The following is a 25,500-nucleotide window of genomic DNA, read 5'->3' on the forward strand; positions in this document are numbered from 1 at the left end:
GAAGAGCAGAAATTTTCGGCTGTAGGCTGTGGACGCAGTTACAGCTAAAAAGTACCACAAATTTACAATTTTATTTCCAGCACCCGCACACTACGAGGAGGAAGCTCCAAGGGGATGCCGCTACGTCCAACCGCTTCAAGCTGCATATCTGTCAGGAAAATATCGCTCAGCCGCAGCGTTCTGGAAGGGTTTATACCCATGGCATCGAACGCTGCCTGTGGAATTATGATGTTGGTTTCGTACGTTATGTGCTGAGAAAAATTACAGACGATCAGCAGTTTCTGCCGATCCGTGTACCGTAGATAACTGTAAACACGATGGGCATCGTAACCAGCGCTCTGGCCATTGTCGTTTACATATTGAAGGTCATAGAAATAGCCGTTCTGAATGGCATCGGACCCGTTGACGAGGTGGTTTAACCGTTGGTAGAAAGAGCGTAGATCCCGCTGGTCGTCGGTTAGCCCTGCTCCATCATAGCGGCCTTCGTTAAGCCAACCCTGCCAGTCGGGCAGCCCCCAGTAGTCAAATATGGTTGTCCGGCCGTCATCGCCACTGAAGCCTTCGGACCCTTCGGCCCGGACCCCTACTTCCTGTCCGAAATAAAGCAGCGTTGGACCCGTGTGCATGGTGGCTGTCAGCGTCATGGCAGGTACGGCGGCCCAGGGGTCGTTGGCAAAAAAACGTGACGCAATGCGTTGTTCGTCATGTGTTTCCAGGAATCGTAGCATATGCTGGGCAAAATCGCCCGATTCCTGCTGCCACACACGGGTTAGCTCGTAGCAAGAGCCATGGCCCTCCATAAGCCGCCGGAGCGCATCATATAGCCCTACTTTATCGTAGAGATAATCAAACCCTCCTTCAAAAATGAAGGAGCGATAAAGGCCGGGATCATAAATTTCAGCGACGAAAATCAGCCGGGGATATCGTTGTTTGACCCGGCCAATGGCCCAGTGCCAAAACTCGACCGGAACCATGTGCGCCATATCACATCGAAACCCGTCAATTCCTTTACCCGCCCAGAAAAACAGAATATCGAGCATCTTGTGCCAGGTATCCGGAATGGGGTCAAAATGACGGCTCCCGTCGAATATATTGATGCCGTAATTAAGCTTTACGGTTTCGTACCAGTCGTTGATGTCGGGCCGGGCCGTTATGGAGCCGCTGCCGGTCACTTTGGCCGGGTATTCGTGAATAGGTGAACCAGCGGAAGAGACGTTCCCGGCTTCCGGACCAACAAAGGGCTCACCCGGTAGGTAATAAAAATTGTTGTTTGGTGAAAAATGGACCGAAGTGTCATCGGTCTCACCCAGGTCGACAACGTCCCCGGATCTGGCATCTGACGCATACTGCCGGGCTACATGGTTGGGGACAAAGTCGATGATAACCTTCAGGCCGTGGGCGTGGGTACGTTGAACAAGGGCCTCAAATTCGGCCATCCGATTTAGGACGTCAACAGCCAGGTCGGGGTCGACGTCGTAATAATCTTTAACGGCATAGGGGGAGCCTGCCCGACCTTTTACAACTGCCGGGTCGTCGGGTTTAATACCGAACGCGGAGTAGTCGGTTTGCGTAGCGTGCTCCACTATTCCGGTAAACCAGACGTGTGAAACGCCAAACTGACGGATCGACTGTAAGGCTGCTTCGTTAATATCGTTGAATTTGCCGGCACCGTTTTCTGCATACGTGCCATCATGTATGTTGGTGGTTTTTTGATTGCCAAACAGACGGGTAAAAATCTGATAGATAATCAGTTTATCCATTACCGGGACAACAGAGGATGTATGCATAAGCTCAGCGTTAATCAGGGTACAACGACCTTTCAGGATACAGACGCAAAACTATGGCCTTTTTTGACGAAAATCCTGGCTTATTTTTGCGTTATTGTTGTATTATTTTTAGTCAGAATTAGAAATCAATACGCTTATGTATACACAGTTTACTACACGAATAAAAATAGCAGCGGTAGTTGTGTTTTTCGCGGGCCTGTCAGCCGCGATGGCGCAGAGTGCCCGAATTCAGCGGATCAATCCAACAAACTGGTGGGTTGGCATGAAGAATCCAAACCTCCAACTGCTTATTTATGGCCCTAATGCCGGGAGCTTGACCTATACCATCAATTATGCCGGAGTGAAACTGGTAAAGGCGCATACGGTCGAGAATTCAAATTATGCGTTTCTGGATTTAACGATTGCTCCAACAGCCAAAGCCGGAACCCTAACCATTGTTGGAAAGCGCGGAGGACAGACGCTTACTCAGCCGTTTGAGTTAAAAGCCCGCGACAGATCGCCGAAAGGGCAAGGGGTGACGGCGGCCGATTTTATCTACCTGATCATGCCCGACCGATTTGCCAATGGCGACCCGGCCAACGACAAATTCCCGGATATGCTGGACACCCAGGCCGATACCAAAAATCCGTATCTGCGGCACGGGGGCGATTTTAAGGGAATTATTAACCACCTCGATTATTTAAAAGACCTTGGCGTTACGGCTCTCTGGCTTACACCCGTAATTGATAACGACGAAACTTTGAAGAAAGAAGGACCAGACCGTAACCAGGCCGGGTATCACGGCTATCATTTTACTGATCATTACCAGATCGATAAGCGATTTGGCGGCATTGCAGGCTACATTGAACTGGCGTCGGCTTTACACAAGCGGGGGATGAAACTGGTGCAGGATGCGGTCTATAACCATATTAGCGATGACCACTGGTTTTTCAAAGATAAACCCATGAAGGATTGGGTCAATGTATGGCCAACCTATACGGGCTCTACCCATAAAGAACAGTCTCTTTACGACCCGCACGGCTCAGCGGCTGACAAAAAAACGCTTCTGGATGGCTGGTTTACGCCATTCCTGCCCGACCTGAACCAGCGGAACCCCTACGTAGCGAACTTCCTGATCCAGCACGCCATCTGGTCGACAGAAATGTTCAGTCTGGATGCCTGGCGCATTGATACTTATAAGTACAACGACCTCGATTTCCTGAATCGCTGCAACAAAGCGCTTATGGACGAATACCCGAAAATTCACCTCTTTGGCGAATCGGTGGTCAATAACCCGGTTGGGCAGGCTTTTTTTGTAAAAAACACCGTTGGCTTCCCCTTTAAAAGCAACCAGCCGGGCGCTCTGGACTTCGTGCTGTATAATGCCTTCAACGACGCCCTGAATCAGCGATTCGATTGGGACTCCGGCGTAAACCGCATCCATCAAGTGCTCGCCCAGGATGATGTCTATGCCGATCCGAACAAGCTGGTCACGTTTCTGGAAAACCATGATACCGACCGCTATCTGTCGGTGATTGGTGAGGATTTCGATAAATACAAGCTGGGCGTTACCTGGCTCCTGACTACACGCGGTATTCCACACTGGTATTATGGCACGGAAATTCTGATGAAAGGCACCAAAAATCCAAGTGATGCCGAAGTCAGGAAAGATTTTCCGGGTGGTTTTTCGGGCGATAAAGAAAACAAGTTCGAATCCGCCGGACGTACTGATCGCGAAAATGAAGCTGTTCAGTTCGTTCGTAAACTGGCTACATACCGACGCAATAATCCAGTTCTGCAATCCGGGAAACTCACACAATTTGTACCCCAGGAGGGGACATACGTCTATTTCCGGCACGACGCCACCAAAACGGTAATGATTGCTTCGAACACCGGCGATAAAGAAATATCGCTCGATACATCACGATTTGCCGAACGGATGAACGGATTTACATCGGCGCGAAACGTACAAACCGACGCCCTGTTCACAGACTTGAAAATGATAAAGCTTCCGGCTAAATCGGCGCTCGTGCTGGAGTTGATAAAATAAGCAGGAATATTGTCTTGACCCGCCCTGTTTCCTGGAACTGGGCAGGTTATTTCGTAGGAACATGTATTTTTTAGAAACAATTGTTATTAATCCAGCCTTTTATAACCCCCACAGGTTATTTTTTGAATACATAAACTGGTAAAATAATGAGTCCATCATCTGTCCCTGAGATGCACGATCAATGGTCTTCCGATGGTGTGTTGAATCGATCGCCCGAAGCGGTTCGTCTGGCACTGGCTGCCTTCGATGCGTCGTTGAATAGTATAGTTTCTATGACCGCAATTCGGGATGCCAACGGCCAGATCGTGGATTTTCGAATGCAAACAGCCAATAAATCCGTTGAGCAGAGTTTATTTATGACTCCCGACAAGATTATTGGTACGCGGCTGTTGGAAACGTTTCCCGGCAATCTTGAATCGGGCCTGTTCGATACCTACGTACAGGTTGTAACGACCGGAAAGCCGAAGCAGACAACCCAGTACTACAAAGACGATAAGGGGTTGGAGGCTTGGTTTACGGTGTCTGCCGTACTTCAGGAGCCGGAGACCGTGGTGGTAACATTCATGAACGTGACCGACAACAAACAAGCCGAACTGGCATTGAAAAGACAGGCAGACTTGTTTCAGACGGTGCTCGACCACGTTCAGGCTGCCATATCGCTGCACGAAGTTATTCGGGATTCGAATAATGAAATTGTTGATTTTCGGACGGTGATGGCCAACCGACGCGCCAAAATGATGTGGGGTGATCTGGCAGAGCCAATCATGAATCAAACGTTTACGGAGGTGGCTTCAACGGAGCAGCTGAAGCAGGATTTCATTAAATACATTCGGGTAGTCGAAACGGGCGAGCCAGACCTGACCGAGTTTAACATAGGTGAACAGTGGTGGCTCCGAATGACGGCGCGGTCGGGCGATGGGGTTGTGATTTCGAACATGAACATCTCCGAAAATCGGCACTATCGGCAGCAGCTTGAAGCTGCCAACACAGAACTTAAACGGTCGAACGAAGACCTTCAGTCTTTTGCCTATATCGCTTCGCACGACTTACAGGAGCCACTGCGCAAAATTCAGGCCTTCGGCGACATTCTGAAAGAACAGTATTCGTCTTTACTGGACGCCGAGGGGCAGTACATGATTGACCGGATGCAGTCGGCAGCCGAGCGAATGTCTTCCCTGATCCGGGATTTGCTCGATTACTCCCGGATTGCATCTCAGCGGGATAGGTTTCACTCATTTTCGCTGACCCGACTGCTGGAGGACATCATAGAAGATTTATGGCATCCTATTCAGCACACCCATGCACGAATCGAACTGGGTGGTGGTCAGCCATTACCTGATCTGATCGGCGACCGGTTTCAGTTACGGCAGTTATTTCAAAATTTACTGTCCAATGCCCTTAAGTTTTACCGCACCAATAAGGATGGTCGGCCGGTACCACCCGTTATAACCGTTTCGGCGCAGGAGATAATAGCGGCAGAGTTGCCCATTGATGTGCAGTCGGATATAGCCCATAATCAGTCGTACTGGGTAATCAGCGTAGTAGACAATGGTATTGGATTTGATCAAAAACATGCAGACCTTGTTTTCGAAGTTTTCAAACGATTGCATACCCGACAGGAGTTTGATGGAACCGGAGTTGGTCTGGCCGTGGTCAAAAAAGTTGTAGAACAGCATGGTGGTGCCATTCGGGTGCAGAGCGAGCCCGGGAAAGGTACTGTCTTTACAATCTATCTACCCGCTTCAGTTGCCTGATGCTGATTAGCAATTTGTCTCAAATAAGTTTTGTCACAGAGTAGAATTTAGACGGTGGCTAAATTTAGATAGTAGATTTTTACTGAAACTTCAATTGCTTCATGCACCTGATACGCACCATTGCCCTGCTTACATTACTAGCCTGCGTAAGCGGAACCATTATGGTTACTGAGCCACCGGCTCAACCAACTGAATTGTTGAACCGGCATCTGGTGGTGTCTGGTGAACCCGTGGCAATTAATCTAGAGGAAGAATTTCAAACCATTCACAGCTTTGGGGCGTCTGACTGCTGGTCGGCAAAGTACATCGGCAAGTGGAAGGACGAAAAAAAGAAAAACCGCATTGCGGATTTACTGTTCAGCCTGGATACCCTGTTCGATGGGCAGCCTAAGGGTATCGGGCTGTCTTTGTGGCGAATAAATATCGGAGCCGGAAGCTATGAGCAGGGCGATAGCAGTTCTATTCGGGACAACTGGCGTAGGGAGGAGTGTTTTTTAAATCCGGATGGCCGGTACGACTGGACCAAACAGGCAGGAAGCCAGTGGTTTTTACAAGCGGCCAGACAACGGGGCGTGCGTTATACGTTGGGTTTTACCAACTCCGCACCTGTTCAAATGACCCGGAATGGCAAAGCTTTTTCGCCGGGAGGGCGTTCATTCAACCTTAAACCTACTGCCGTGGTCCCCTTCGCCGACTTCCTCGCAACGGTAGCCGATCATTTCAAACTCGACTACCTGAGCCCCATTAACGAACCGCAGTGGGACTGGACAGCCGAAAAAAACGGGTGGGCAAAACAGGAAGGCTCCCCAGCCGAAAATACAGATATTGCAACCATGACCCAGGCGCTTTCGGGCAGGCTGGACCGGACTCGCTCAAAAGCGAAAATTGTAACGGGCGAGACGGCTCAGCTCGATTACCTGTACGCAAAAGCGGAAAGTGGCCGTGGTCAGCAGTTAGATTACTTCTTTGGGAGCAAAGAAACCCAGCCTGTTATGAAGTTGCCGAATGTTGAGCCAGTCTGGGCCTATCATAGTTACTTTACTACCTGCCGGGATTCGTTACTGGTTGATGTGCGCCGGAAGGCAGCTCAGCGAGCAAAAGCAGTTGGTAGCCCGATGTTGTGGCAAAGCGAATTTGGGGTATTGGGCGACATCTGCGGGCAATACAATGGTGGGCCGCGCCATACTAACATGGATTACGGCCTGTACGTCGCCAAGGTCATTCACAATGACCTGACGGTGGCTAATGTCACCTCCTGGCAATGGTGGCTGGCCATTAATCCCTATAATTACAGCGATGGGTTGGTGTACGTAAACGGTCCTGACGGTGCCTACAAAAACCATGATAATGCCCGGAATGACGGGCAAGTAGTCGACTCTAAACAACTGTGGGCGTTTGGCAATTATGCTCGCTTTGTCCGGCCCGGTATGAAGCGTATAGCTGTTCGTATGGCCGATAGTAACCCTGTAGAAGAAGCTAGTCAATGTATGGTATCGGCCTACAAAGACGAACGGCGTAAGCAGCTTGTTTTGGTTTGTATCAACATGACATCCAGCACCAGAGCTCTGCCGTTCAAAGGCCCGGCCATCCGAAACAACCGGTTCGCCAGTTACACCACCAGCGAAACGAAAACACTGGCCAAATCTATCGTTTCGTCTAACCTGATTCAACTGGAACCCAGATCGGTCGTAACCTTGGTTGGCACGTACAAGTAAGTATTGGCCGCACTTGGCTAAATCTGCCTACCTTTGCGCTTTATTAAGCAGATAAAGCCCAAAATGAGTCAGATAAAAGCCTTTCTTTTCGACCTCGACGGGGTCATCGTTGATACTGCCATTTACCATTATCAGGCCTGGAAACGGCTGGCCAATGAACTCGGTTTCGATATTTCCGAAGAGTTCAATGAGCGCCTTAAAGGAGTTAGTCGAACGGAATCACTCGATCTTATACTCGCTCACGGTGGATTGACATTGCCCGATGAAAAAAAAGCAGAACTGGCCGCGCAGAAGAATGAATGGTACCTCGAACTCGTCAGCCGGATGAACTCCGACGATATACTGCCGGGTGTAGCCACCTTTTTCTCGCAGGTTCGTAAAGCCGGTTTACAAACGGCGCTCGGATCGGTTAGTAAAAATGCTCCCCTTATTCTCGAACGAATTGGAATGACGCAGGCTTTCGATGCCATTATCGACGGGACGAAGATCAGTAAGGGTAAACCAGACCCGGAGGTATTTACAAAAGGAGCCGATGAACTTGAGGTAAACTATAACGAGTGCGTAGTTTTTGAAGATGCCGTGGCGGGTGTTGAAGCCGGCAAACAGGCCGGTATGTTTGTGGTTGGATTAGGCTCTGCCGATGTACTGACACAGGCCGATCTGGTCGCTTCTTCATTAGAAAACCTTACCGTAGCGGAGGTTTTAGCGAGAGCTGAATAAGTTATATATGTTTTTTAATCCTTTTTTAATCTGTTAGCAGCTTTATTGCTAAATTAAGCTTCGATTGACGCTGAGATCAAAAAAAGAAACTCCACCCGTAATGATGCTGTCAATCAATCATGATATCCCATGATCTTGGCAGTAAGGATACAACAGGTTGGACCAGGATTAAATACATACTCAACAAATGCCATTTACTAATTCTCTTCGAACATTTCAGTATTATCGGACGACTTATCTTCCTAATGATCTAACCGCGGGCCTGTCAGTTTTTCTGGCAGGCTTGCCCTTATGTCTGGGTATTGCCCTGGCTTCTGGTGCTCCTCTCTTTGCCGGGCTGATAGCTGGCATTATCGGGGGTATTGTTGTTGGTCTGCTTTCCGATTCTGAAGTTAGTGTGAGTGGCCCGGCGGCTGGTCTGGCTGTTATTGTAGCCGAATCCATTACGGCGTTAGGCACCTTCGAAGCATTTCTGGTAGCTGTTATTCTGGCAGGTGTCATTCAGTTGATTATGGGGCTGTTGAAAGCAGGTCGATTCAGCAGCTACTTCCCGGACTCGGTCATTAAGGGTATGTTGGTAGGAATTGGTCTGGTCATTATCCTGAAGCAGATTCCACATGCGTTCGGTCGGGATAATGATTACGAAGGCGAATATGAGTTCAGCCAACTGGCCGATCAGGAAAATACGCTCTCTGAACTATATCGGGCTACGGTCTCCGCCAGCCCAGGTGCAGTAGCCATTAGCCTGACCGCCTTGCTCATTCTTATTGGCTGGGACCGCCTGTCCAGAAAAGAGATTCGCTTTTTTCAGATTGTACCTGCTGCGCTGGTAGTCGTGCTTGTAGGCGTAGGATTAAATGAAATTTTTGGCCAGTACCTGCCGGGCTGGTATCTGGGCGATTCCAGCGACCATCTGGTTCGGATACCGGTGCTCGCCACGGGAAACAGTCTGTCATCTGTTCTCGATTTTACTGACTTCAGTATCTTCGGCGATACCCGCATTTATGTTATTGCCGTTACAATTGCGCTCGTTGCCAGCCTCGAAACACTTATTAATCTCGAAGCCATTGACCGAATCGACCCGCTTCGTCGGGTATCTTCGGGCAGTAGGGAATTGCTGGCACAGGGCGTAGGAAATATTCTGTCCGGGTTTTTGGGTGGTTTACCCATGACATCCGTCGTGATCAGAACGTCTACAAATGTGTATAGCTCTGGTAAAACACGTCTGTCAACCATTATTCAGGGTGTTCTGCTGATGGTGTCGGTACTGATTGCGGGGACTGTCATTAATCATATTCCGTTGGCTAGTCTGGCTGCGTTTCTTATCGTTATTGGCTACCGTCTAGCTCGCCCCCGTATTTTCATTGCGATGTACCAAGAAGGAGTAAGCCAGTTCATTCCGTTTATCGTCACCGTGCTGGGTATTCTCTTCACCAATCTCCTGATTGGTATTTTGGTTGGGTTGGTGGTCGGCTACCTTTTTGTACTCCGCACCAATTCGCAATCCTCGTACCGCGTTATTCGGGATGGTAAAAATGTGCTGATCAAATTTCAAAAAGATGTTTACTTCCTGAGCAAGCCAGAGTTGAAAGATACCCTTCGTTCATTCAAACCCGGTGATTCTATACTGGTCGATGGCCGATACGCAAACTTTATCGATCGAGACATTTACGCTCTGCTTGTTGATTACGCACTAACAGCCCGAACGCTGGGAATAAATTACGAACTCCGCGAAGTGACTCAACATAAACGAAACGTATCAAGCCATGCAACCGTCTGAAAAGTTATTGCTCTATAATAAAGCTTGGGTTCAGGATAAACTAGAACTCGATGATAACTATTTCGCGACGCTTGCTGCCGACCAAAACCCTGATTTTCTGTGGATTGGATGTTCTGACAGCCGCGTTCCGGCAAACGAAATAACAGGTACCGACCCTGGCGAAATGTTCGTGCATCGCAACATTGCCAATTTAGTTGTGCCGGGTGATCTGAATGTTCTGAGTGTTGTTCAGTATGCCGTTGAAGTGCTTCAGGTAAAGCACGTTATCGTGTGCGGGCATTATGAATGCGGGGGTGTAAAGGCAGCCATGGCGGGCAAAAAATTAGGTCTTATTGATGAGTGGCTCGTGAACATTAAGCAGGCGCAGGAGAAACACCAGGCCGAATTGGACCAGATTGCCGATGACCATGCTCGGTTCGATCGCTTTGTCGAGTTAAATGTACAGGAGCAGATCTATCATCTGGCTGAAACCGATAGCGTTCGTAAAATGTGGGCGAGTAGTCAGATACCAAGTTTACACGGTTGGGTTTTTAACCTTCGAACCGGCTTGCTCAATGAAGTGATCAATCTGGAGCCACCCGTTTTAGCGATGGAAAATGAACGGGCAGACGACGCCATCAATCAGTAAGTAGCGTGAGTTGAGCTAGAAAGCCAGCCAGCCCGATACCTTAAGGGCAAATGGGGTAACAGGAATGCCTGTACGACCAATATTGTCGCGGTAGGTAAGCCGATGGATTGCATCAACACGGAGTACTTTAAAGATGTTGTCGATGCCGTAGCCTACTTCAATATAAGGCGTTCGGGTTAACGAACTAAAACTTTCAACCGACTGTCCGTTTCCATCTACGGAGGGAATAACGGCCAGATTGCTGGAAGATACGCCCCCCACAAGCACTTTTGCGGTAACCAATTCGCGCCATTTAAGCTGACGAAGCAGCGGAAGCCGATTGAATAGCAGTCCGCCAAAGTTATGCTCGTACTGGACCGTGGCCCATCGGTCGCAGATGAACTCGAAGTAGTTCATGAGGTTGTAGGCATTCCCAACGTAAAACGACGATTCATTGCCCAGGGGTGTGTATAACAACGGATACGGAACTGTTGAAGGGATAATGCCGGCACCAATCGTGTAATAAGACCGACCCAGAACGCCCATGCGGAAGGAATGCTTCATGGTAAGGGCAATGCGCTGGTACGTAAAATCACTACCCAGAACATTCCGTAAGCCAAGCGTATATCGCAGAGTGAAAATAGGCTTTCGGATGGCGCCGGTGCTCACCCGTACATTGTCGTTTTGCAGAATAACCTCGTCAGGAGCAAAACGGGTTTCCGAAATCAGTTCCGTGATCTGGTAGCTGCTCCGAACCGTCTGGTCCTGATCATGCAGCTGGGGTTGAAAAGCAAACGGAAACAACGGCTCAAAGCTACGGTTGCGCACGGCCACCGTCTGCGTGAAGCCACGACCCATTTCACGTCTGAAATAGGCCAGTTTTTCTTCCTGGAAATACGCCCGCCGAATGGTGCCGAAACGCGAATACGCCCCAAATAAAGAGTTATTGCCAATGTTATCGGCCGATACGCCAATGCGCTCCAGATCATAACTTTGCCGAACCCCGATGACTGTCCAGGGCTTTCGGCTGAGGATATACTCGATATTGGCACTGTACTTCAGCTTTTCATCCTGCGTGCCGTAGGCAACATAGCCGCTGAGCAGCCATTTTCGACTGAATCCGGTATTTGTTCGCAACCCAAACCGGAACCGCTGCCCTTCAATCGTATTGCTGGCGTAAGAGTACAGAAGCGGGCCAAGCTCGACATTTAATTTCCCAAGCGGTTTATATCCGATCACACCCAGCTTGATAATCTCACCGGCCACTCTCATAAACGGTACATTCCGAACCGAGTCAACAACTTCCATAGCCCGGTATTCGCGAGGGGAGAGAGAGGCTGGCCTGACGCGCTGCCAGAAAGCGGCATCGGTATCTTTATAATCGTCTGAAAGTTCAATGGACGGGTCGTAAAAGCCAACCTCTTTCGGCTGGTTTTCAATGATGTTCGTGGCTGAGGTGAAAAAACGGATCAGGGCACCCGGTGCGCGTGGGGTGGGTTCGTCAGTATCGATCATCACCTGCGTCTGGGTCGGGAAGCGTAGTCCCGAAGGGGTAGTCTCCCAATCCTGCTCGATGTGAAGTACATCGACAAAGTTGATGTTCGCCCGCTTGTCGACTCGGGCGTCCATCTGTGCCAGCGAGAAATGAAGCGTGTCGATCAGAAGAGTTCCATTGAATGCCAGATCGCTTGCCCGTTTGGGGGTAAACTCAATGGCAAAGCACACGGCGTTGTTCAGAACGATCGTGTCTTTCAGCCGGAACCGGTAAATCGTTTCCCACTGGCTACCAATAGGCGAGGGGATGTCTTTCTGTAGGATATTGAGGGAGTTCCGGTAGAAATTATACTGCTGAAACGAGGCACCCGTTAGCTGGGAAATGAGGCCGCCATCGCTAACACCTACCCCCGTCACATGCGATTTCAGCACGTACTCCTTCATTTTTTCCGGTTGGGAACGGGCGTAAAAGCTGGACACCGTTTCCGAGATAAAAACGGGTACGGCCGGTTGCCCGTTTTCATCCGTAATAGCGGGTAGCTTACCTAACAACCGACCAATAGGGCCCGGTTTTTTATTGTTTTTGCGCTTCTGGGCGAAGTTGTTAATATACCCTTCAACCTTGGTATAACTCTCGTACTGGTAAGCCAGCATTTTCGCCGGGTTGTACTCATCCCGCCTTAGAAGGGCTTCCCGCATAATACGATAAGCCGGGTCACCCCCTTTGGCGTAGACTTTAACTTCTTTCAGTTTTGTAGCCGTTGCGGTAAGCCGTGCATTGATCGTTTGGGATGTCTGCTGCAAAAGCGGATAAGCGGTAGTTCGATATCCTAGGCTTAAAAAGACGAGTGAGTCAGATAACTGAGTAAGCCGAAGGGAATAGCGACCGTCTACGTCGGAAGTGGTGCCAGACGTTTTTCCCTTCAGGGCAATACTGGCAAACGGAATTCCCTCGCCCGTTGCTGCGTCCGTTATCCGCCCTATCACTACATAAGTGCTTTGGGCTGAGGTCGAGAACGACAAGCCGGATATGAGTAAGCTACACGCAGTGAAAATCTGTAAAAATTGCTTCATTCAATGGTCAGGCAAGCGGGTATTAGTTCAATTAACCTGATTTTAGTCAATAGAGTTTACTATATAGGTGTAAATTGACTAATCTGAGCTAATTAGTTGATAAGCTGTTAGTAATAAGGTAGGTAAGAAATAAAAAATTGACCTAAACTAATACGCATCTATTGGCCGTGTTAGTCTGTACGTCTTGTGTAGAGGTAATGTTGCAGAAAAATGGCAAAAAATAACGATCGATTAGCCCCAGAAACAGTGATAATCATCCTGTTCAACCAGAGTAACAAACTGGTTAATGGTTCTCACAAATGGGTGTGGTTCATAAACGTGCCACTTTGAATCTGAGCGTTGCCAAAAGACTTTCCAATGATTCTGCATTTTTATAAACGTAGCCTTTGCTACCGCCGATTCGAACCGTTCGTTCGGGCGATGAAAGTACGGTCTGCTCTCGAAGATGATAATACTCTGCTTTTCTATCTTATACCCTATATCGAGCTGATCCCTCAGCTCTTCGCTGGGGCGAATTTTATCAATGTAGTTTTCCAGCACTTCTATTGTATTCAGCGTTAAGAGTATATCAAGACTCATTTGATTGAATACGGTTTAAAAGAGGTAAACTGTAAAAAAATGTGGATTATAGAATGACAAAATCCATTTAATTAAAGCATTAGCTACCGTTAATTAAATGGATTTCTACACGTCGATGGCACTTTCAGCTAGGCAGATCAGTACCTGAATACATGCTACTGTACCGATGGAAATGCCCGCTGGGCGGCAATGATTTTCCACTTTTTATCTTGCTCCTTCAAAATGTGTGAGTATACTGAAGGAGATGTGGCGATTGAATTTGTTGATGTGCCATAAACCAGAATAGTCCGGTCGTCGAGTGCTTCAGCGCGGTCAACTTTTGTTTTGATAACTTCCGGTGTTGTACGGGCCAGCAGATTCTTTTGAATATCTGAGCCGCTCAGGATCGTTCCTGCTTCGGTTAGTAAGGCCGTTTTGACGGGCATTACGGCCGCTAAAGCCCCCGTGTCTCCTTTGCTGTAAGCTGCTGCATAAGCAGTCTCAACGGCGTTTGCAATAGAATCGACCGCGTTTTGCGACAATGGACCACCTTTAGGCCGACTGCCACGCACCAGATCTTTGCCGGCGTTGCCGAGCTTTTTAAAAACAGGGACGTCGAACCCGATACCCGCAGCAAAAATGGCAACAATGATGACCGGAATAATCAGTTCTTTTTGAATACTGCCCGTTCGGCGGCTTTTGGAATACCCAACGATCGACGACCAGTTATTGACAATGTGAAAGACCGCAGCGATAAAAAACAGCACACCAAACCAGGCGTGGGTATGGTCGACAACGTAGCCCCCCTGCCCGAAATAAATTAAGAGGCCTGTGATGGACAAAACGAAAAACACCGCCGAAACGGAGAGACTAACCAGATTTTTTGACTTCATGATGTATGTATAGGGAATGCGTCGGCAAAATCGAAAATCAACTCGTAATAAACAAGAAACCCCTCCCGCAGGGCGAGAGGGATTGATCACCAACCTAATCTAATTATCTTGAGCCCCGCCAAACGCGTTTGGCGGGGCATGTAGTTTCTACTATTAGCGCGGACGGCCACCACCGCCTGGCCGGCCACCACCACCGGCTGGAGTTGCCGGAGCGGCCTGTTGCTGGTTGTCGCCACCGCCACCACCTTCGCCATCTTTCACGTCGTCGTTATTCACCGATTTCCGGCGTTTCTGTGGCGCGTCGAAGCTCATCTTACCCAATTTGTAGCTGAACGTCAACCGAACACCGGCGTTGTAAAAGCTCGTTTGAGAGTTCTGTGTCAGAATTGGCGAGGCCAGTTCGGAACGCTGCGTGAATGGGTGGTTGAAGATGTTCTCTCCCGCCAGACCCAGGCTGGCTTTCTTATTATTGAATTCTTTCCGCATACCAATGCTGTAGAAGTACATCGGAGTCTGATAGCCCTGCAATTGTACCTGCTTGCCACGTCCACCGCCAAAGAGCTGGAATGCCCAGCCATTGCTGAGGGTTACGCTGCTTTGAATCCGGCCACCTATTACCCAGCCGGAGTTAGAGGCCGAATAGACTGGGTTAGCGTTATTGTTTGTCAGGCTAACGTGGTATAGATCGAGGCCACCGCCCAGTTGCAGTTTGCGGAAGAGTGTCCCGTTACCGAACAGGTTCAGGCCAACGGCGTCCTGCCGACCAACGTTCTGATAGGTAGTCCGGATCACCTGCTGAAAAACCTGGCTGGTCACATCACCGAACGACTGGACCGATACGTCACGAACGGCGGTGATTTCATTGGCTGTACGCCGGGCAAAAAGCGAAGCGTTCAGGTAAAGCCCTTTGATATTGCCGCTGGTGCTGAACTCGACATTGTCTGTAAACTCGGGCGATAGCAGCGGATTACCCTGAGTGATGTTCGTTGGGTTTGCCGAGTTAACGTTCGGGTTAAGAAACTGGATGCCGGGGCGTTGAATACGACGGTTATAGGCCAGTTTAATAATCTTGCCGCCTTTCAGGCTCTTCGAGATATTGATGCTGGGAACCAGCGTACCATAATCCGGGATAGCGGTTGACTGGCCGCTCACTTCTTTGCTGAACCGGGCATCAATAAACGTGTACTCATAACGAGCCCCCGCTTTGATGGTATATTTGTTTTTGGTCGACAGCGTGTAGGACAGATACGTGGCTGCAATGTCCTGGTTGTAGAACAGTGTATTGGATGGGCGGCTCTGGTCAACGATGTAGTCGCCGGTATCGCCGGTAGCCAGGTAGTAAGTGTAGTCGCTGTTTACTTTCCGGAAAATACCTTTAGCCCCGAATTCAAGCAATTGATTGGTTTTGATGGGCGTCTGGTAGTCAATTTGCAGCGTGGACTCCTGGTTGTAACTCAGGTTGTCGTTCTTTTGTCGAGCCGTAATCGTTTGAAAATCAGTGCCGCTCAAAATGTCTGCGACAAAATTGTTTGTCCGGTTGTTCCGGCTGAATAACGCCAGAATGCTGAACTCCTGCTGGGGCTTGTAAATCTTGGTATAGGTTACGTTCGCATCTACCGTACCTGACAGGTCTTTAGTCTGAACGTTCCGGTCGTTGATCGTCGGGAAATAACTGTTGGGACCGGTTGTTTGAGTCAGCAGATTGTATTGGTTTGCTGTGCCATTCCGGGCTCCATAACGGAGACTGGCGGTAAGAGATGTCCGTTTGTCGATGTCGTAATCCCACCCTAGCTGGTAGTTGCCAAACAGCCGTTGGCTAAGCGTAGTGGCTGTCTGAAGGGTACGGGTGCTTGCTGAGAACGTGTTCGTCGTTGCGTCGTAACTGCGGGTTGTCTGGTCGTTGGTAAAAGCGCCTTTTACATTGTATTCAGCCCTGCCAAATCCGCTGAGTGAAAATCCCATTTTGCCCGTACGGTAGTTGCCGCTCAGGCCCAGGTTACTGCCCCGGTTTCCTGCGCCCCCATTCACATCGAGGGTAGCGCCCTGCAGGGTCGTTTTCTTGGTTACGATATTGATGATACCCGCTGATCCTTCGGCATCGTATTTGGCCGAGGGGGAAGTGATCACTTCAACCGTCTTAATCATGTCGGCCGGAATCTGCTTCAAGGCATCGGCCACGCTGCTGGCGACAATGGTAGAGGGTTTGTTGTTGATAAGTACCGTAACATTGGCACTACCCCGTAAACTGACGTTACCGTCCAGATCGACCGACAGCATAGGCACTTTGCGCAGAATGTCACCGGCGTCGCCACCTTTGGCGGCAATATCCTTGTCGGCGTTGTACACCAGCCGGTCGACTTTCTCTTCGATCATGGCGGCCTGTCCTACCACATTCACCTCGTTCAGCGTTCGAACATCGGCAGATAGTTTTATGGTGCCCAGATTAATGTCACTGTTTTTGTCAATGGTGAGCAGGCTGCTTCGTTTATCCTTATAGCCGATAAACGAATACTGTAGCCGGTAGCGGCCCGGTGCTACTTTGCCGAGGGTAAATTTACCTTTAGCATCGGCGGTAGTACCGTCAATAGGTTTGTTGGTAGCGGTGTTGAGTAAAGCGATTGTTGCAAATTCGACTGGTTTGTTCGTTGTTGAATCCATCAGGATACCGGTGATCTTACCCGTCCCCCGAACGATTGGCTCCGCTTCTGACGGAGTGGCGCCTACCTGGGGCGGTACACCTGCCGGACTACCAATGCGGGATGGCCGGGAGCCCGCCGGTGCGGTAAAATTATCCGGACGGGTATTGGCTGGCGTTGTGCCGAAAGGGTCTGGTGCAGGCGATGGTGTAATCGTGGTATCCGTAGAAGGTGTTGTCGGCCTTCCACTGGCAGGGGTCTCCGTTGTTTGGGCAAGGGAGACGGTTGCACTAACGATGAGTAAAGAAAATAACAGGGCTTTCATGAGGTTGTAGATTAACGGCTCAAAAGTGAGACGCTATATTTATAGGATAAAAACTATTTGGCTGAATGACGTTTTTTACATGCCGAAAGCAACAAATAGCGTGGTGAAGAAAAAAAGTACAAAAGCTGTTTGGACGAGAAAGGCATCGGTACACAGCCCTGATACGAAGCAAACGGCCAACAAAAACATTTGTTTAATCTGGTGACTTATTGGTAATCCAGTACATTTGTCGGTTCATTGAAGGCTTCCCGCGAGCAATATTCGAGTGCCATGACACGACTTTTTTTATTACTTATCCTATTTTGCCCTGTTTTCTTCTTGTTTACCTATAATTCAACGTATGGCTACGACGCGCTGGAATATCTGGTGATAGCGCGTTCGCTCAACGAAGGATACTCGTTATATGATTTCATTCCGTCCAAGTCATACCTGATTTATGCATCGACCAATGTGCTGCTATCGCTGCTGGGGGGCTATAATCACGCCAGTGTTTCGGGTTTGATCATGTTGCTGGCCATGGGTTGTGTGCTGTCGGCCTGGCGGGCTGCTCGTCAGTTTGGAGAGCGGGCTGCCCTTATTACAGCTGCGCTGACGGCTGCCTGCTGTTTTTTTATGGAAATGAATTTCCTAGAACCCGAAAGCTGGATTGGTATTTTCGGTCTTAACGCGTTTTTGCTGGCTACCGACGGCAAAGAACAGTCGGGCTGGCGATGGCTGGGAGCCGGTGTCCTGCTCGGCATTGCCATGTGTTTTAAGAGTGTAGCTGCTTTTTACGTCGTCGGATTCGGCGCTTTCATCCTGCTTTTATGGCTTGCCGGACGGCTTTCATTCTGGCCGATGGTAGCCAGAGGGATGCTGGTGCTGCTGGGCTTTCTGCTGCCGCTGTCGCTCTCCGCTTTGTATTTTTACGTGACGAACCGATTGGACGCTCACCTGGAATGGACGTATATTTATCCGTTTGGCGGCTATCCATCTCACACAATTTTTCTGGTTAAGTTCCTGATCAAATTAAGCTGGTTTTTGCTCCTGCTGGCAGTGTCGATCGTTTTGATGGTACGACAGCCTTACCGGGCCGCCTACCAGCGAACACCGGCCCTTTGGCTGGCGTTGCTACTGGCAGGTTTCTCCTGTATCGCTATGCTGAAAACGCAGGCAAGCCATTATTTCTTTCCGGCAGCTGTTTTCTTTTCGGTTCATCTGGGCTTTATGGCTGATAAGTGGTTAGGACAGTACGAACGGCGGTATACCTATGTGCCGTACCGATCTATATTTATGGGCGTTGGGGCTGTGGGTATACTGGTCCTGATCAGTGCGTTTTTGTACCGGCCCGATGCTATCAAACGATTCGTGACGGTTGCCGATTATTCGGGAGAAAAAGAGGCCGGTGACTTCATTCGTGAACAGGCCGGACCCAACGGAAAAGTCTTGCTATTTGACAATGCACTGAGCCTGTATTACCTGTCGGACCGGGAGCCAAATGTCCCTTTCTTTTTTACGGAGATGCAGACGACACACTATATAAAGTCGCATCCGGACACCTACAAGCACGCTTTAGCCGATACAAGTTTAAAGATGGTGGTGTTTGGAAATCGGTCGAGCGTTATCGACGATAGTACTGCTCTGAATAACCCTGCCAATGCCTATGCTATCCGGCAGTTGCGGGCAGGGCTACAAAAAAACTTTGTGCAAGTCAAAAACCCACGCTTCCCGTTGCTTTACTGGGTTCGTAAGTAACCTCACCATTGTTCGCCTGTTTTCGATTACTTTTGTTTTTATGCTGCTATCAGTTCTTATCCCTGCGTATAACGAGATTACATCAATTGATATCCTTCTCGAAAAAATTCAGGCTGTTCCAATAAATAAAGAAATTATCATTGTCGACGATGGCTCAACGGATGGTACCCGCGAGCGGCTGTTAACGTTTAGCGATATCCCCAACGTCCGGGTAATCTTCCATGAAAAGAACCAGGGCAAGGGAGCGGCTATCCGGACTGCCATTCAGCACATGACCGGCGACATTGCCATTGTCCAGGATGCCGATCTGGAATACGAACCGCAGGATTACCTGGCACTCGTTAAACCCATCGCCGACGGAAAAGAGAAAGTAATTTATGGGTCGCGCTTTCTGAATCCCGAAAACCGGCATTCGTATTTTAGCTTCTACGTGGGTGGTCAGGTGGTTACGCTGCTGACAAATATTTTGTTTAATCAGCGGCTTACGGATGAGCCAACATGTTATAAAGTATTCGACGCCAACTTATTACGGTCCATTCCTCTCGACTGTACCCGTTTTGAATTTTGTCCGGAAGTAACGGCCAAAGTGGCCAAGCGGGGAATTCGGATTAAAGAGCTGCCGATTAACTATTATCCCCGCTCCATTGCTGAAGGGAAAAAGATTTCCTGGCTGGATGGGGTAGAGGCTATCTGGGTACTGCTCAAATACCGGCTAATAAAATGATGTTTTAGTCGTGTAGCTGTGTGGTCAGTCTCTTAAAACTGACCACACAGCTACACGACAAGCTTAGCCGACAGTTATGTGTTCTTACAGGGTAAGTAAGCGGGTTTAACTATAATGGAAAACCTGTAGACTGATAATCTTTACTCCTCTTCGCGTTCTCTGACCATTGCCAAAAACGATTTGGGAATGGGGGCGTTAAAGCGCATGGAAACGCCTGTTATTGGGTGCTCAAACGCCAGTACTTCGGCGTGCAGGCCCAGTCGACCAATGGGGTCGGTTTCAGCACCGTATTTGGCATCGCCAGCCACCGGGTGACCAATGTCCTGCATGTGCACCCGAATCTGGTTTTTACGCCCCGTTTCCAGCTCCAGTTCCAGCAAGGCATAACCATTTCCGGTTTTTGTAACCGTATAGTTAGTAATTGAAAGCTGGCCCGTATCAGGATTTTGGCTGGAATACACGATCAATGCTTTGCTCTCGCGAAGGTATGATGTGATAGTGCCCTGAGGAGGTTCCGGAATACCCTCTACCAACGCCACGTAGGTTCGCTCTTTGGTTGTTGCGTTCCAGGATTCCTGCATCAGTCTCTGCACTTTTTCGCTTTTGGCAAACATCATTACGCCCGAAGTTTCGCGGTCGAGACGGTGAATGATAAATATCTTATTCTTGGGGTTTTCCTTTTTCGTGTATTCGCTCAGAATACCATAGGCCGTCCGGTCTCGCTCTTTATTGGTTGCCATTGAAAGCAACCCGGCCTGTTTGTTAATGACAATCAGGAACTGATCTTCGTACAGAATGGTGAGTCCGCGGTACTGCGATGTTTGTGGCGCCCGATTGGCCGCTACCGTAACGGACTGACCAGGCTTTAGTGGGTGGTTGAACTGAGTATACACTTTTCCATCAACCAAAATCTGCTTGTTACTGAGCAGTGACTTAATGTTGTTTCGGTTCTTGTGCGGCAACTGGGCAATTAAAAATGCCATTAGTTCGGCAGGCTCCGAAACGGGCAGTATGACATCGGTACGCTGGCCGCGTTGTTTGCGGGGCTTGTCGTCGGTATTCTCCATACGGCAAAGGTACGGCTTCGGCGCCGATCTTGCTTGTATTCATTTCGACTGTCATAAAAAAGGCCTGCGTCAACGCAGGCCAAAGGGAGGGTTTAGAGATAGTAATCAGGTAAAGACAAGAAGACGGGGAGTATCTTGATTTATTTGCCCAGCCACTCTTTAAATTCGGTCATTCGGTCGCCACTGACGAAGACTTCCTGACGGGATTTAGGGGCCAGATCAAGCTTAAGTTTACCCGCCGAAAAGGTATGAATGGTCTGAATGGCAGGTAGCGAAACTAGAAACTGACGGCTGATCCGAAAAAACTGGCGTGGGTTTAATATCTGCGTTAACTTATCTAAACTGTAATCGACAGGAAGGGTCAACCCATCTTTGGTAACCAGAAAAACGACTTTTTCTTCCAGATAAAAATAGGCAATATCGCCGGTTTCGATGCTTCTTATCTTCGTGCCGATGGTTATCATAAACCGCTCTTTATAATCGGTCTGTTTTGATTTGCCAATCAGTTTCAGCAACGTTTCGATGTCATGAGCCGACGTTGAGGCTGGCTCTCCAAACTGTTTCTTCAGGGCTTTATACTTTTCGATAGCCGCTACCAGTTCGTCATAATTAATAGGTTTAAGCAAGTAGTCGATGCTGTTGACTTTAAATGCCTGAATCATATACTCATCGTAAGCGGTTGTAAAAATGACGGGCGTTGTTAGCTGCGTTTGTTCGAAAATCCGAAAGCCAAGATCGTCTTCCAGATGTATATCCATAAATACCAGGTCGATGGGCGCAGGTGTTTCGTCGAACCACGCTACGGCTTCGGCTACCGAAGGAATACGAGCCAGTACTTTTATGGTTGGATCATATTTGTGAAGCAAACTTTCGAGCCGTTTAGCTGTCAGATTTTCGTCTTCAATAATAGTGACGTTCATAGGCGTATAGAACGAATGGCCGAATAATAAGCTCTATTTATAAAAAGTAAGCTTCTTTATGGTTCAAGCATGTGTGCGTAAATCGGTTGTTACACTGGTACGCTCACTCACTGATTCATTCATTCGTTCATTGAGTAACAAGGGAATTTTTATAACAAAGCTACCTTCACTATCACTAACCCGAACGGGCCGGTCGGTAAGGAGTGCGTAGCGGGTGATGATATTTTGCAGACCCATGCCGGTCGATGTTTCGGACTGGGGGCGGGGTTGCAAATTGTTCTTGACAACCAGACAGTCGCCTTCCAGCAGAATATGCACCTTCAACGGCTCTTTGGCCGACATGCGGTTGTGTTTAACGGCGTTCTCGACCAGTAACTGGAGTGTCAGCGGGGCAATGCTGTACCGGGTCTGGTCGGCTTCAGGAACGCTGATGAGAACATCGAATTTGTTCTCAAAGCGTATGTTCAGTAGAAATCGGTAGGCCTGAATAAAATCCAGTTCGGTTCTCAGCAAGACTCGTTCGTTATCCTTCTGCTCCAGAATGTAGCGGTAGGCCCTCGATAGCTGGTCGATGAATTTCTCCGAAAGTTCGGCATCGGCATGGACCAGCGAGGATAGTATGCTCAGGCTGTTGAACAGAAAGTGCGGATTTACCTGGCTTTTCAGAGCGGCAAACTGAGCTTGTACATTTTCTTTCTCCAATCGTTCGGCGCGTACCTGAACAACCTCCAGCTCGCGATAAGCCCGCCGGTTGGCGGCCAGATAGAAAGCAGACAGCATGGCCATAACCGTTAAGCCGTTGTTGACGCGTCGGCGTTGTTCACTCCGCTTTCGTCGTTCTTCCAGCAGTGCCGGTGTTGGGACCGGACGCTGTGGACGTATTTCCTGGTCGTGATAAACACCGAAGTTTCGTTCAAGCGCAGTATCGAGGCCACGCCAGGTCATAGAGAAGGCAAAGTTAAAGACCAACGCCAGCGCACTGGCAATAACCAGGGTAGCCAGCTGAGCAGGAATTTTAAATTCGATAAGGAACCCTTCTCCGAAACGCTTGAACAGCACCTGCTGCAGCCATTCCGTAACGGTGAGCCAGGCATAAAAAAACAGAACCGTCAGGATCGTTTCTACTATCCAGAAGGGCACATTGCGTGCCATCAGTAACCAGTTCAGCGTGGGCACATTAACGTACAGCCGAATTGGAAAGTAGATAACGAATACGCTAAGGGCTAGTTGCCACTTTTGCGACGTCGTCAGACGATTGGACATAATGCGTACGGTTTATAAACAAAACTAAGTATATACGGTAGATAGCAAAAAAGAAACCGGCGGAATGCCCGTTTCAGGAATCTGAATGACGCCATTCTGATTTCGAAGTAAGGTAGATATTTCAGTAAATGCTCCTGTATCCTGAGCAGGGTAGGTTGAAATCCATACATTTGCTCAAAATCGGACTGTTATGAATCGTCTTTTTATTGGCTTTGTGATCCTACTGTCGGGCTGCGGCACTTCACCGAAAACAAATGAGCAACCCGAAGCCGGAACCCTGGCTACTGCGTTTAAACTTCCGTATCGGCTGAATGCCCCTGATCACAACTATAGCCTCCCCAAAGAACTGAAGGAAATATCCGGCTTGACCTATTACAAAGATGACCAGCTTCTATGTGTGCAGGACGAAGAGGCCGTTGTGTATGTGTTCGACACAAAAAAAGGAAAGGTCGTCAAGGATTTTGGTTTTGGTGGATACGGTGATTTTGAGGGGATCGAATACGTGAATGGGCAGGTTTATGTACTTGAGAGTAACGGTACGCTTTCCCGCTTTGCGCCTGAATCAACCCAGATTGGAAAAACCAAAACTGATTTGCCTAAAAAAACCGAGGTCGAAGGGCTTGGTTATGATCCTAAAACAAAGCGCTTGCTCATTGCTGTGAAAAGTGGTGAAGGGTCGAGTGATAAAGCCGTATATTCATTCGATTTGCTGAATCGGGCTGTCTTTAAAGATATGAGTTTAAATGACGACCAACTCAAAGGGGCGGGCATTGACCCCAAGACTTATAAGCCCTCGGGTATTGCCGTACATCCGATAACGGGAGAGTGGTACATGCTGACTTCGGCCGGTAAGCGACTCCTGATCACAAGTCGAAAGGGTAAAATCATTTACTCTGAGCCGCTCGATCCCAAAGCTTTTCGTCAGCCCGAAGGCATCTGCTTTGCCCCCAACGGCGATCTGTACATTGCCAGTGAAGGCGACGGCAAGAAAGGATACATATTGAAGTTTATGTACCAATCGAGATTTTAGGAAGATCTGAAGAATTAAACAAGATTTCTGACTGTCTCAGCCTCGGCTGCAATCCTGCTTAATCCTTTAGATCTTCCTAAAATCTTGGCCCTATTTTTTAAACGCCAGCGCTTTCACGGGCTGAATGCGATTGATGAGAATGGTCGATAGCCAAAGGACAAGGCCAATCATAATAACTGTGGCACCATTCAGGGCCAGAATCGTTTTCCAGTCCCAGGCAATGGGGACGTAGCTCACAAAGTAATTCTTGGGGTCTAGGGGAATGAGTTTGAAGCGTTCCTGTGCAAAGCATAGACCAATTCCAGCCAGGTTGCCGATAAGTAGTCCCCAGCTAACCATGTTAAGCCCTACAAAGACAAACATCCTTCGAATAAGGGCATTGTTGCTTCCAAGCGCTTTGAGTAGTCCAATCATGGGAGTACGCTCCATCATTAAGACGAGCAGCACAGAAACCATATTGAACGAGGCCACGAACGTAATCAGCGCCAGTAGAATAATCATATTCCGGTCGAGCAGCAGCATCCAGTCAAACAGGGGGCGGTACTGATCAGTCACCCTCGTTAAGCGCATATCGGGTGCCATGGCCTGGAATACATTATTGGCGGTCAAATTCAACTGATTGAAATCGTTCACATAAATCTCGTAGCTTCCCACCGAATCGGGACCCCAGCGGTTAAGCTTCTGTACCAGCCGAATATCGCCCAGGGCAATGGTCTTATCGACTTCTTCGAGGCCGGTTTCGTAAATGCCTACTACGGTCATTTTTCGGGCGCGGGGTGGGTTTCCCAGAAAGTAAAGCGGTACGGCATCGCCCACTTTTACCTTCAACTGGTTGGCCATGAGCTGGCTGAGCAGTAGTTGTGTAGAGCCGGAGCCCGTATCAGCTCCCACCACGGGTACGGTGCCAGCCACCAGTGACTCTTTAAACAGATTCCAGTCATAGTCTTTGCCAACGCCTTTGAGAATAACGCCCGTTAATTCCTCGGGTGTTTTTAAAATCCCCGCTTTCAGAGCAACAGCCTGAATATGGCGTACGCCGGGAATTTTGGTGCTATCCTGGTAAAGTGTAGTTTTGAGTGAGAGGGCTGTTTCTTCGTAGGATGCATTGTTGGTGAATTTACTGACCTGTAAGTGGGCTCCGAACAAAAAGATTTTCTGCTCAATGGTGCGTTTGTAGCCGAACAAAACTGCAAAGGCGACAATCAAAATCGTCAATCCAAGCGCAATACTGGCGATGCCAACGCGCGTAACGGTAGCCGAAAAGCTTCCTTCCGGAGCATGACGGACTTTTCGGGCCAGAAAAACAGGAACGTTCAAAATGAAGTCGTTGATTATCGGTCAGTAGCTGTTAGGCAGGAGTGTGAAAGAAAGTCCCGGTCAATGACTGGCA

Annotated in this window: 18 protein-coding genes; 9 read left to right on the forward strand and 9 right to left on the reverse strand. The window is 48.8% G+C overall.

From position 1 onward, the window contains the following. Positions 1 to 62: 62 nt before the first annotated feature. Entirely contained in the window at positions 63 to 1,787 is a 1,725-nt protein-coding gene (locus tag NT073_RS13930; RefSeq protein ID WP_297374414.1) for an alpha-amylase family protein, read from the reverse strand. A gap of 136 nt (positions 1,788 to 1,923) precedes the next feature. Here NT073_RS13930 and NT073_RS13935 point away from each other — a divergent pair, with 136 nt between their 5' ends. The 6 genes from NT073_RS13935 (at position 1,924) to NT073_RS13960 (ending at position 10,413) form a co-directional block, all read left to right on the forward strand. Next, positions 1,924 to 3,816 carry a glycoside hydrolase family 13 protein gene (locus tag NT073_RS13935; protein WP_297374418.1) on the forward strand — a complete coding sequence of 631 codons (1,893 nt, stop codon included), beginning with the start codon at positions 1,924 to 1,926 and terminating at the stop codon, positions 3,814 to 3,816. 146 nt (positions 3,817 to 3,962) lie between these two features. Then, entirely contained in the window at positions 3,963 to 5,570 is a 1,608-nt protein-coding gene (locus tag NT073_RS13940; protein ID WP_297374421.1) for an ATP-binding protein, read from the forward strand. Between the two features lie 101 nt (positions 5,571 to 5,671). After that, positions 5,672 to 7,285, forward strand: a complete 1,614-nt coding sequence (locus NT073_RS13945) for a glycoside hydrolase (protein ID WP_297374424.1) — start codon at positions 5,672 to 5,674, stop codon at positions 7,283 to 7,285. A 63-nt stretch (positions 7,286 to 7,348) separates the two neighbouring features. Then, entirely contained in the window at positions 7,349 to 8,005 is a 657-nt protein-coding gene (gene pgmB, locus NT073_RS13950; RefSeq protein WP_297374427.1) for a beta-phosphoglucomutase, read from the forward strand. A 187-nt stretch (positions 8,006 to 8,192) separates the two neighbouring features. Continuing rightward, a complete protein-coding gene (locus tag NT073_RS13955; protein WP_297374430.1) occupies positions 8,193 to 9,785 on the forward strand; it encodes a SulP family inorganic anion transporter in 1,593 nt (530 codons plus the stop codon). Next, positions 9,772 to 10,413 (forward strand): carbonic anhydrase, encoded by a 642-nt coding sequence (locus NT073_RS13960; RefSeq protein WP_297374433.1) that lies wholly within the window; start codon positions 9,772 to 9,774, stop codon positions 10,411 to 10,413. Before NT073_RS13955 ends, NT073_RS13960 begins: the two co-directional genes overlap by 14 nt. Positions 10,414 to 10,428: 15 nt before the next feature. Here the strand turns inward: NT073_RS13960 and NT073_RS13965 are convergent, their stop codons facing one another. From NT073_RS13965 to NT073_RS13980, 4 genes are all read right to left on the reverse strand, one after another. Further along, complete coding sequence (locus NT073_RS13965) at positions 10,429 to 12,960, reverse strand: DUF5686 family protein (RefSeq protein ID WP_297374436.1); 2,532 nt, start codon at positions 12,958 to 12,960, stop codon at positions 10,429 to 10,431. A gap of 231 nt (positions 12,961 to 13,191) precedes the next feature. After that, positions 13,192 to 13,539: a DUF3024 domain-containing protein gene (locus NT073_RS13970; protein ID WP_297374439.1), complete on the reverse strand. Its 348-nt coding sequence runs from the start codon at positions 13,537 to 13,539 to the stop codon at positions 13,192 to 13,194. Positions 13,540 to 13,694: 155 nt separating this feature from the next. Continuing rightward, positions 13,695 to 14,411, reverse strand: coding sequence for a DUF4405 domain-containing protein (locus tag NT073_RS13975; RefSeq protein WP_297374443.1), 717 nt, complete (start codon positions 14,409 to 14,411; stop codon positions 13,695 to 13,697). A 153-nt stretch (positions 14,412 to 14,564) separates the two neighbouring features. Beyond that, positions 14,565 to 17,372, reverse strand: coding sequence for a TonB-dependent receptor (locus NT073_RS13980; RefSeq protein ID WP_297374446.1), 2,808 nt, complete (start codon positions 17,370 to 17,372; stop codon positions 14,565 to 14,567). A gap of 270 nt (positions 17,373 to 17,642) precedes the next feature. Here NT073_RS13980 and NT073_RS13985 point away from each other — a divergent pair, with 270 nt between their 5' ends. Together NT073_RS13985 and NT073_RS13990 are read left to right on the forward strand one after the other, a co-directional pair. Then, positions 17,643 to 19,106 carry a glycosyltransferase family 39 protein gene (locus NT073_RS13985; RefSeq protein WP_297374449.1) on the forward strand — a complete coding sequence of 488 codons (1,464 nt, stop codon included), beginning with the start codon at positions 17,643 to 17,645 and terminating at the stop codon, positions 19,104 to 19,106. Between the two features lie 40 nt (positions 19,107 to 19,146). Next, positions 19,147 to 19,830 (forward strand): glycosyltransferase family 2 protein, encoded by a 684-nt coding sequence (locus NT073_RS13990; RefSeq protein WP_297374452.1) that lies wholly within the window; start codon positions 19,147 to 19,149, stop codon positions 19,828 to 19,830. 140 nt (positions 19,831 to 19,970) lie between these two features. Here NT073_RS13990 and NT073_RS13995 read toward each other — a convergent pair whose 3' ends face one another. From NT073_RS13995 to NT073_RS14005, 3 genes are all read right to left on the reverse strand, one after another. Next, positions 19,971 to 20,897: an RluA family pseudouridine synthase gene (locus NT073_RS13995; protein ID WP_297374455.1), complete on the reverse strand. Its 927-nt coding sequence runs from the start codon at positions 20,895 to 20,897 to the stop codon at positions 19,971 to 19,973. Between the two features lie 140 nt (positions 20,898 to 21,037). Next, positions 21,038 to 21,817: a LytTR family DNA-binding domain-containing protein gene (locus NT073_RS14000; protein WP_297374458.1), complete on the reverse strand. Its 780-nt coding sequence runs from the start codon at positions 21,815 to 21,817 to the stop codon at positions 21,038 to 21,040. 63 nt (positions 21,818 to 21,880) lie between these two features. Beyond that, entirely contained in the window at positions 21,881 to 23,080 is a 1,200-nt protein-coding gene (locus tag NT073_RS14005; protein ID WP_297374460.1) for a histidine kinase, read from the reverse strand. Between the two features lie 190 nt (positions 23,081 to 23,270). On the opposite strand from NT073_RS14005, the gene NT073_RS14010 reads away from it, so the two are divergent. Next, entirely contained in the window at positions 23,271 to 24,110 is an 840-nt protein-coding gene (locus tag NT073_RS14010; RefSeq protein ID WP_297374464.1) for an SdiA-regulated domain-containing protein, read from the forward strand. Positions 24,111 to 24,200: 90 nt separating this feature from the next. Here NT073_RS14010 and NT073_RS14015 read toward each other — a convergent pair whose 3' ends face one another. Then, the gene (locus tag NT073_RS14015; protein ID WP_297374467.1) at positions 24,201 to 25,427 is read right to left on the reverse strand and encodes an FtsX-like permease family protein; all 1,227 of its coding nucleotides are present in this window, start codon (positions 25,425 to 25,427) and stop codon (positions 24,201 to 24,203) included. Positions 25,428 to 25,500: the final 73 nt, after the last annotated feature.

The organism is Spirosoma sp. (assembly GCF_026391055.1).
GTDB lineage: Bacteria > Bacteroidota > Bacteroidia > Cytophagales > Spirosomataceae > Spirosoma.

What these genes read in the sequence shown, in the direction of transcription:
- NT073_RS14000 (WP_297374458.1), bottom strand. Translation starts at nt 21,817, where the DNA reads ATGAACGTCACTATTATTGAAGACGAAAATCTGACAGCTAAACGGCTC.
- NT073_RS13990 (WP_297374452.1), top strand. Translation starts at nt 19,147, where the DNA reads ATGCTGCTATCAGTTCTTATCCCTGCGTATAACGAGATTACATCAATT.
- NT073_RS13955 (WP_297374430.1), top strand. Translation starts at nt 8,193, where the DNA reads ATGCCATTTACTAATTCTCTTCGAACATTTCAGTATTATCGGACGACT.
- NT073_RS13940 (WP_297374421.1), top strand. Translation starts at nt 3,963, where the DNA reads ATGAGTCCATCATCTGTCCCTGAGATGCACGATCAATGGTCTTCCGAT.
- NT073_RS13935 (WP_297374418.1), top strand. Translation starts at nt 1,924, where the DNA reads ATGTATACACAGTTTACTACACGAATAAAAATAGCAGCGGTAGTTGTG.
- NT073_RS13970 (WP_297374439.1), bottom strand. Translation starts at nt 13,539, where the DNA reads ATGAGTCTTGATATACTCTTAACGCTGAATACAATAGAAGTGCTGGAA.
- NT073_RS14005 (WP_297374460.1), bottom strand. Translation starts at nt 23,080, where the DNA reads ATGTCCAATCGTCTGACGACGTCGCAAAAGTGGCAACTAGCCCTTAGC.
- pgmB (WP_297374427.1), top strand. Translation starts at nt 7,349, where the DNA reads ATGAGTCAGATAAAAGCCTTTCTTTTCGACCTCGACGGGGTCATCGTT.
- NT073_RS13965 (WP_297374436.1), bottom strand. Translation starts at nt 12,960, where the DNA reads ATGAAGCAATTTTTACAGATTTTCACTGCGTGTAGCTTACTCATATCC.
- NT073_RS13945 (WP_297374424.1), top strand. Translation starts at nt 5,672, where the DNA reads ATGCACCTGATACGCACCATTGCCCTGCTTACATTACTAGCCTGCGTA.
- NT073_RS13980 (WP_297374446.1), bottom strand. Translation starts at nt 17,372, where the DNA reads ATGAAAGCCCTGTTATTTTCTTTACTCATCGTTAGTGCAACCGTCTCC.
- NT073_RS13975 (WP_297374443.1), bottom strand. Translation starts at nt 14,411, where the DNA reads ATGAAGTCAAAAAATCTGGTTAGTCTCTCCGTTTCGGCGGTGTTTTTC.
- NT073_RS14010 (WP_297374464.1), top strand. Translation starts at nt 23,271, where the DNA reads ATGAATCGTCTTTTTATTGGCTTTGTGATCCTACTGTCGGGCTGCGGC.
- NT073_RS13995 (WP_297374455.1), bottom strand. Translation starts at nt 20,897, where the DNA reads ATGGAGAATACCGACGACAAGCCCCGCAAACAACGCGGCCAGCGTACC.
- NT073_RS13960 (WP_297374433.1), top strand. Translation starts at nt 9,772, where the DNA reads ATGCAACCGTCTGAAAAGTTATTGCTCTATAATAAAGCTTGGGTTCAG.
- NT073_RS13985 (WP_297374449.1), top strand. Translation starts at nt 17,643, where the DNA reads ATGACACGACTTTTTTTATTACTTATCCTATTTTGCCCTGTTTTCTTC.
- NT073_RS13930 (WP_297374414.1), bottom strand. Translation starts at nt 1,787, where the DNA reads ATGCATACATCCTCTGTTGTCCCGGTAATGGATAAACTGATTATCTAT.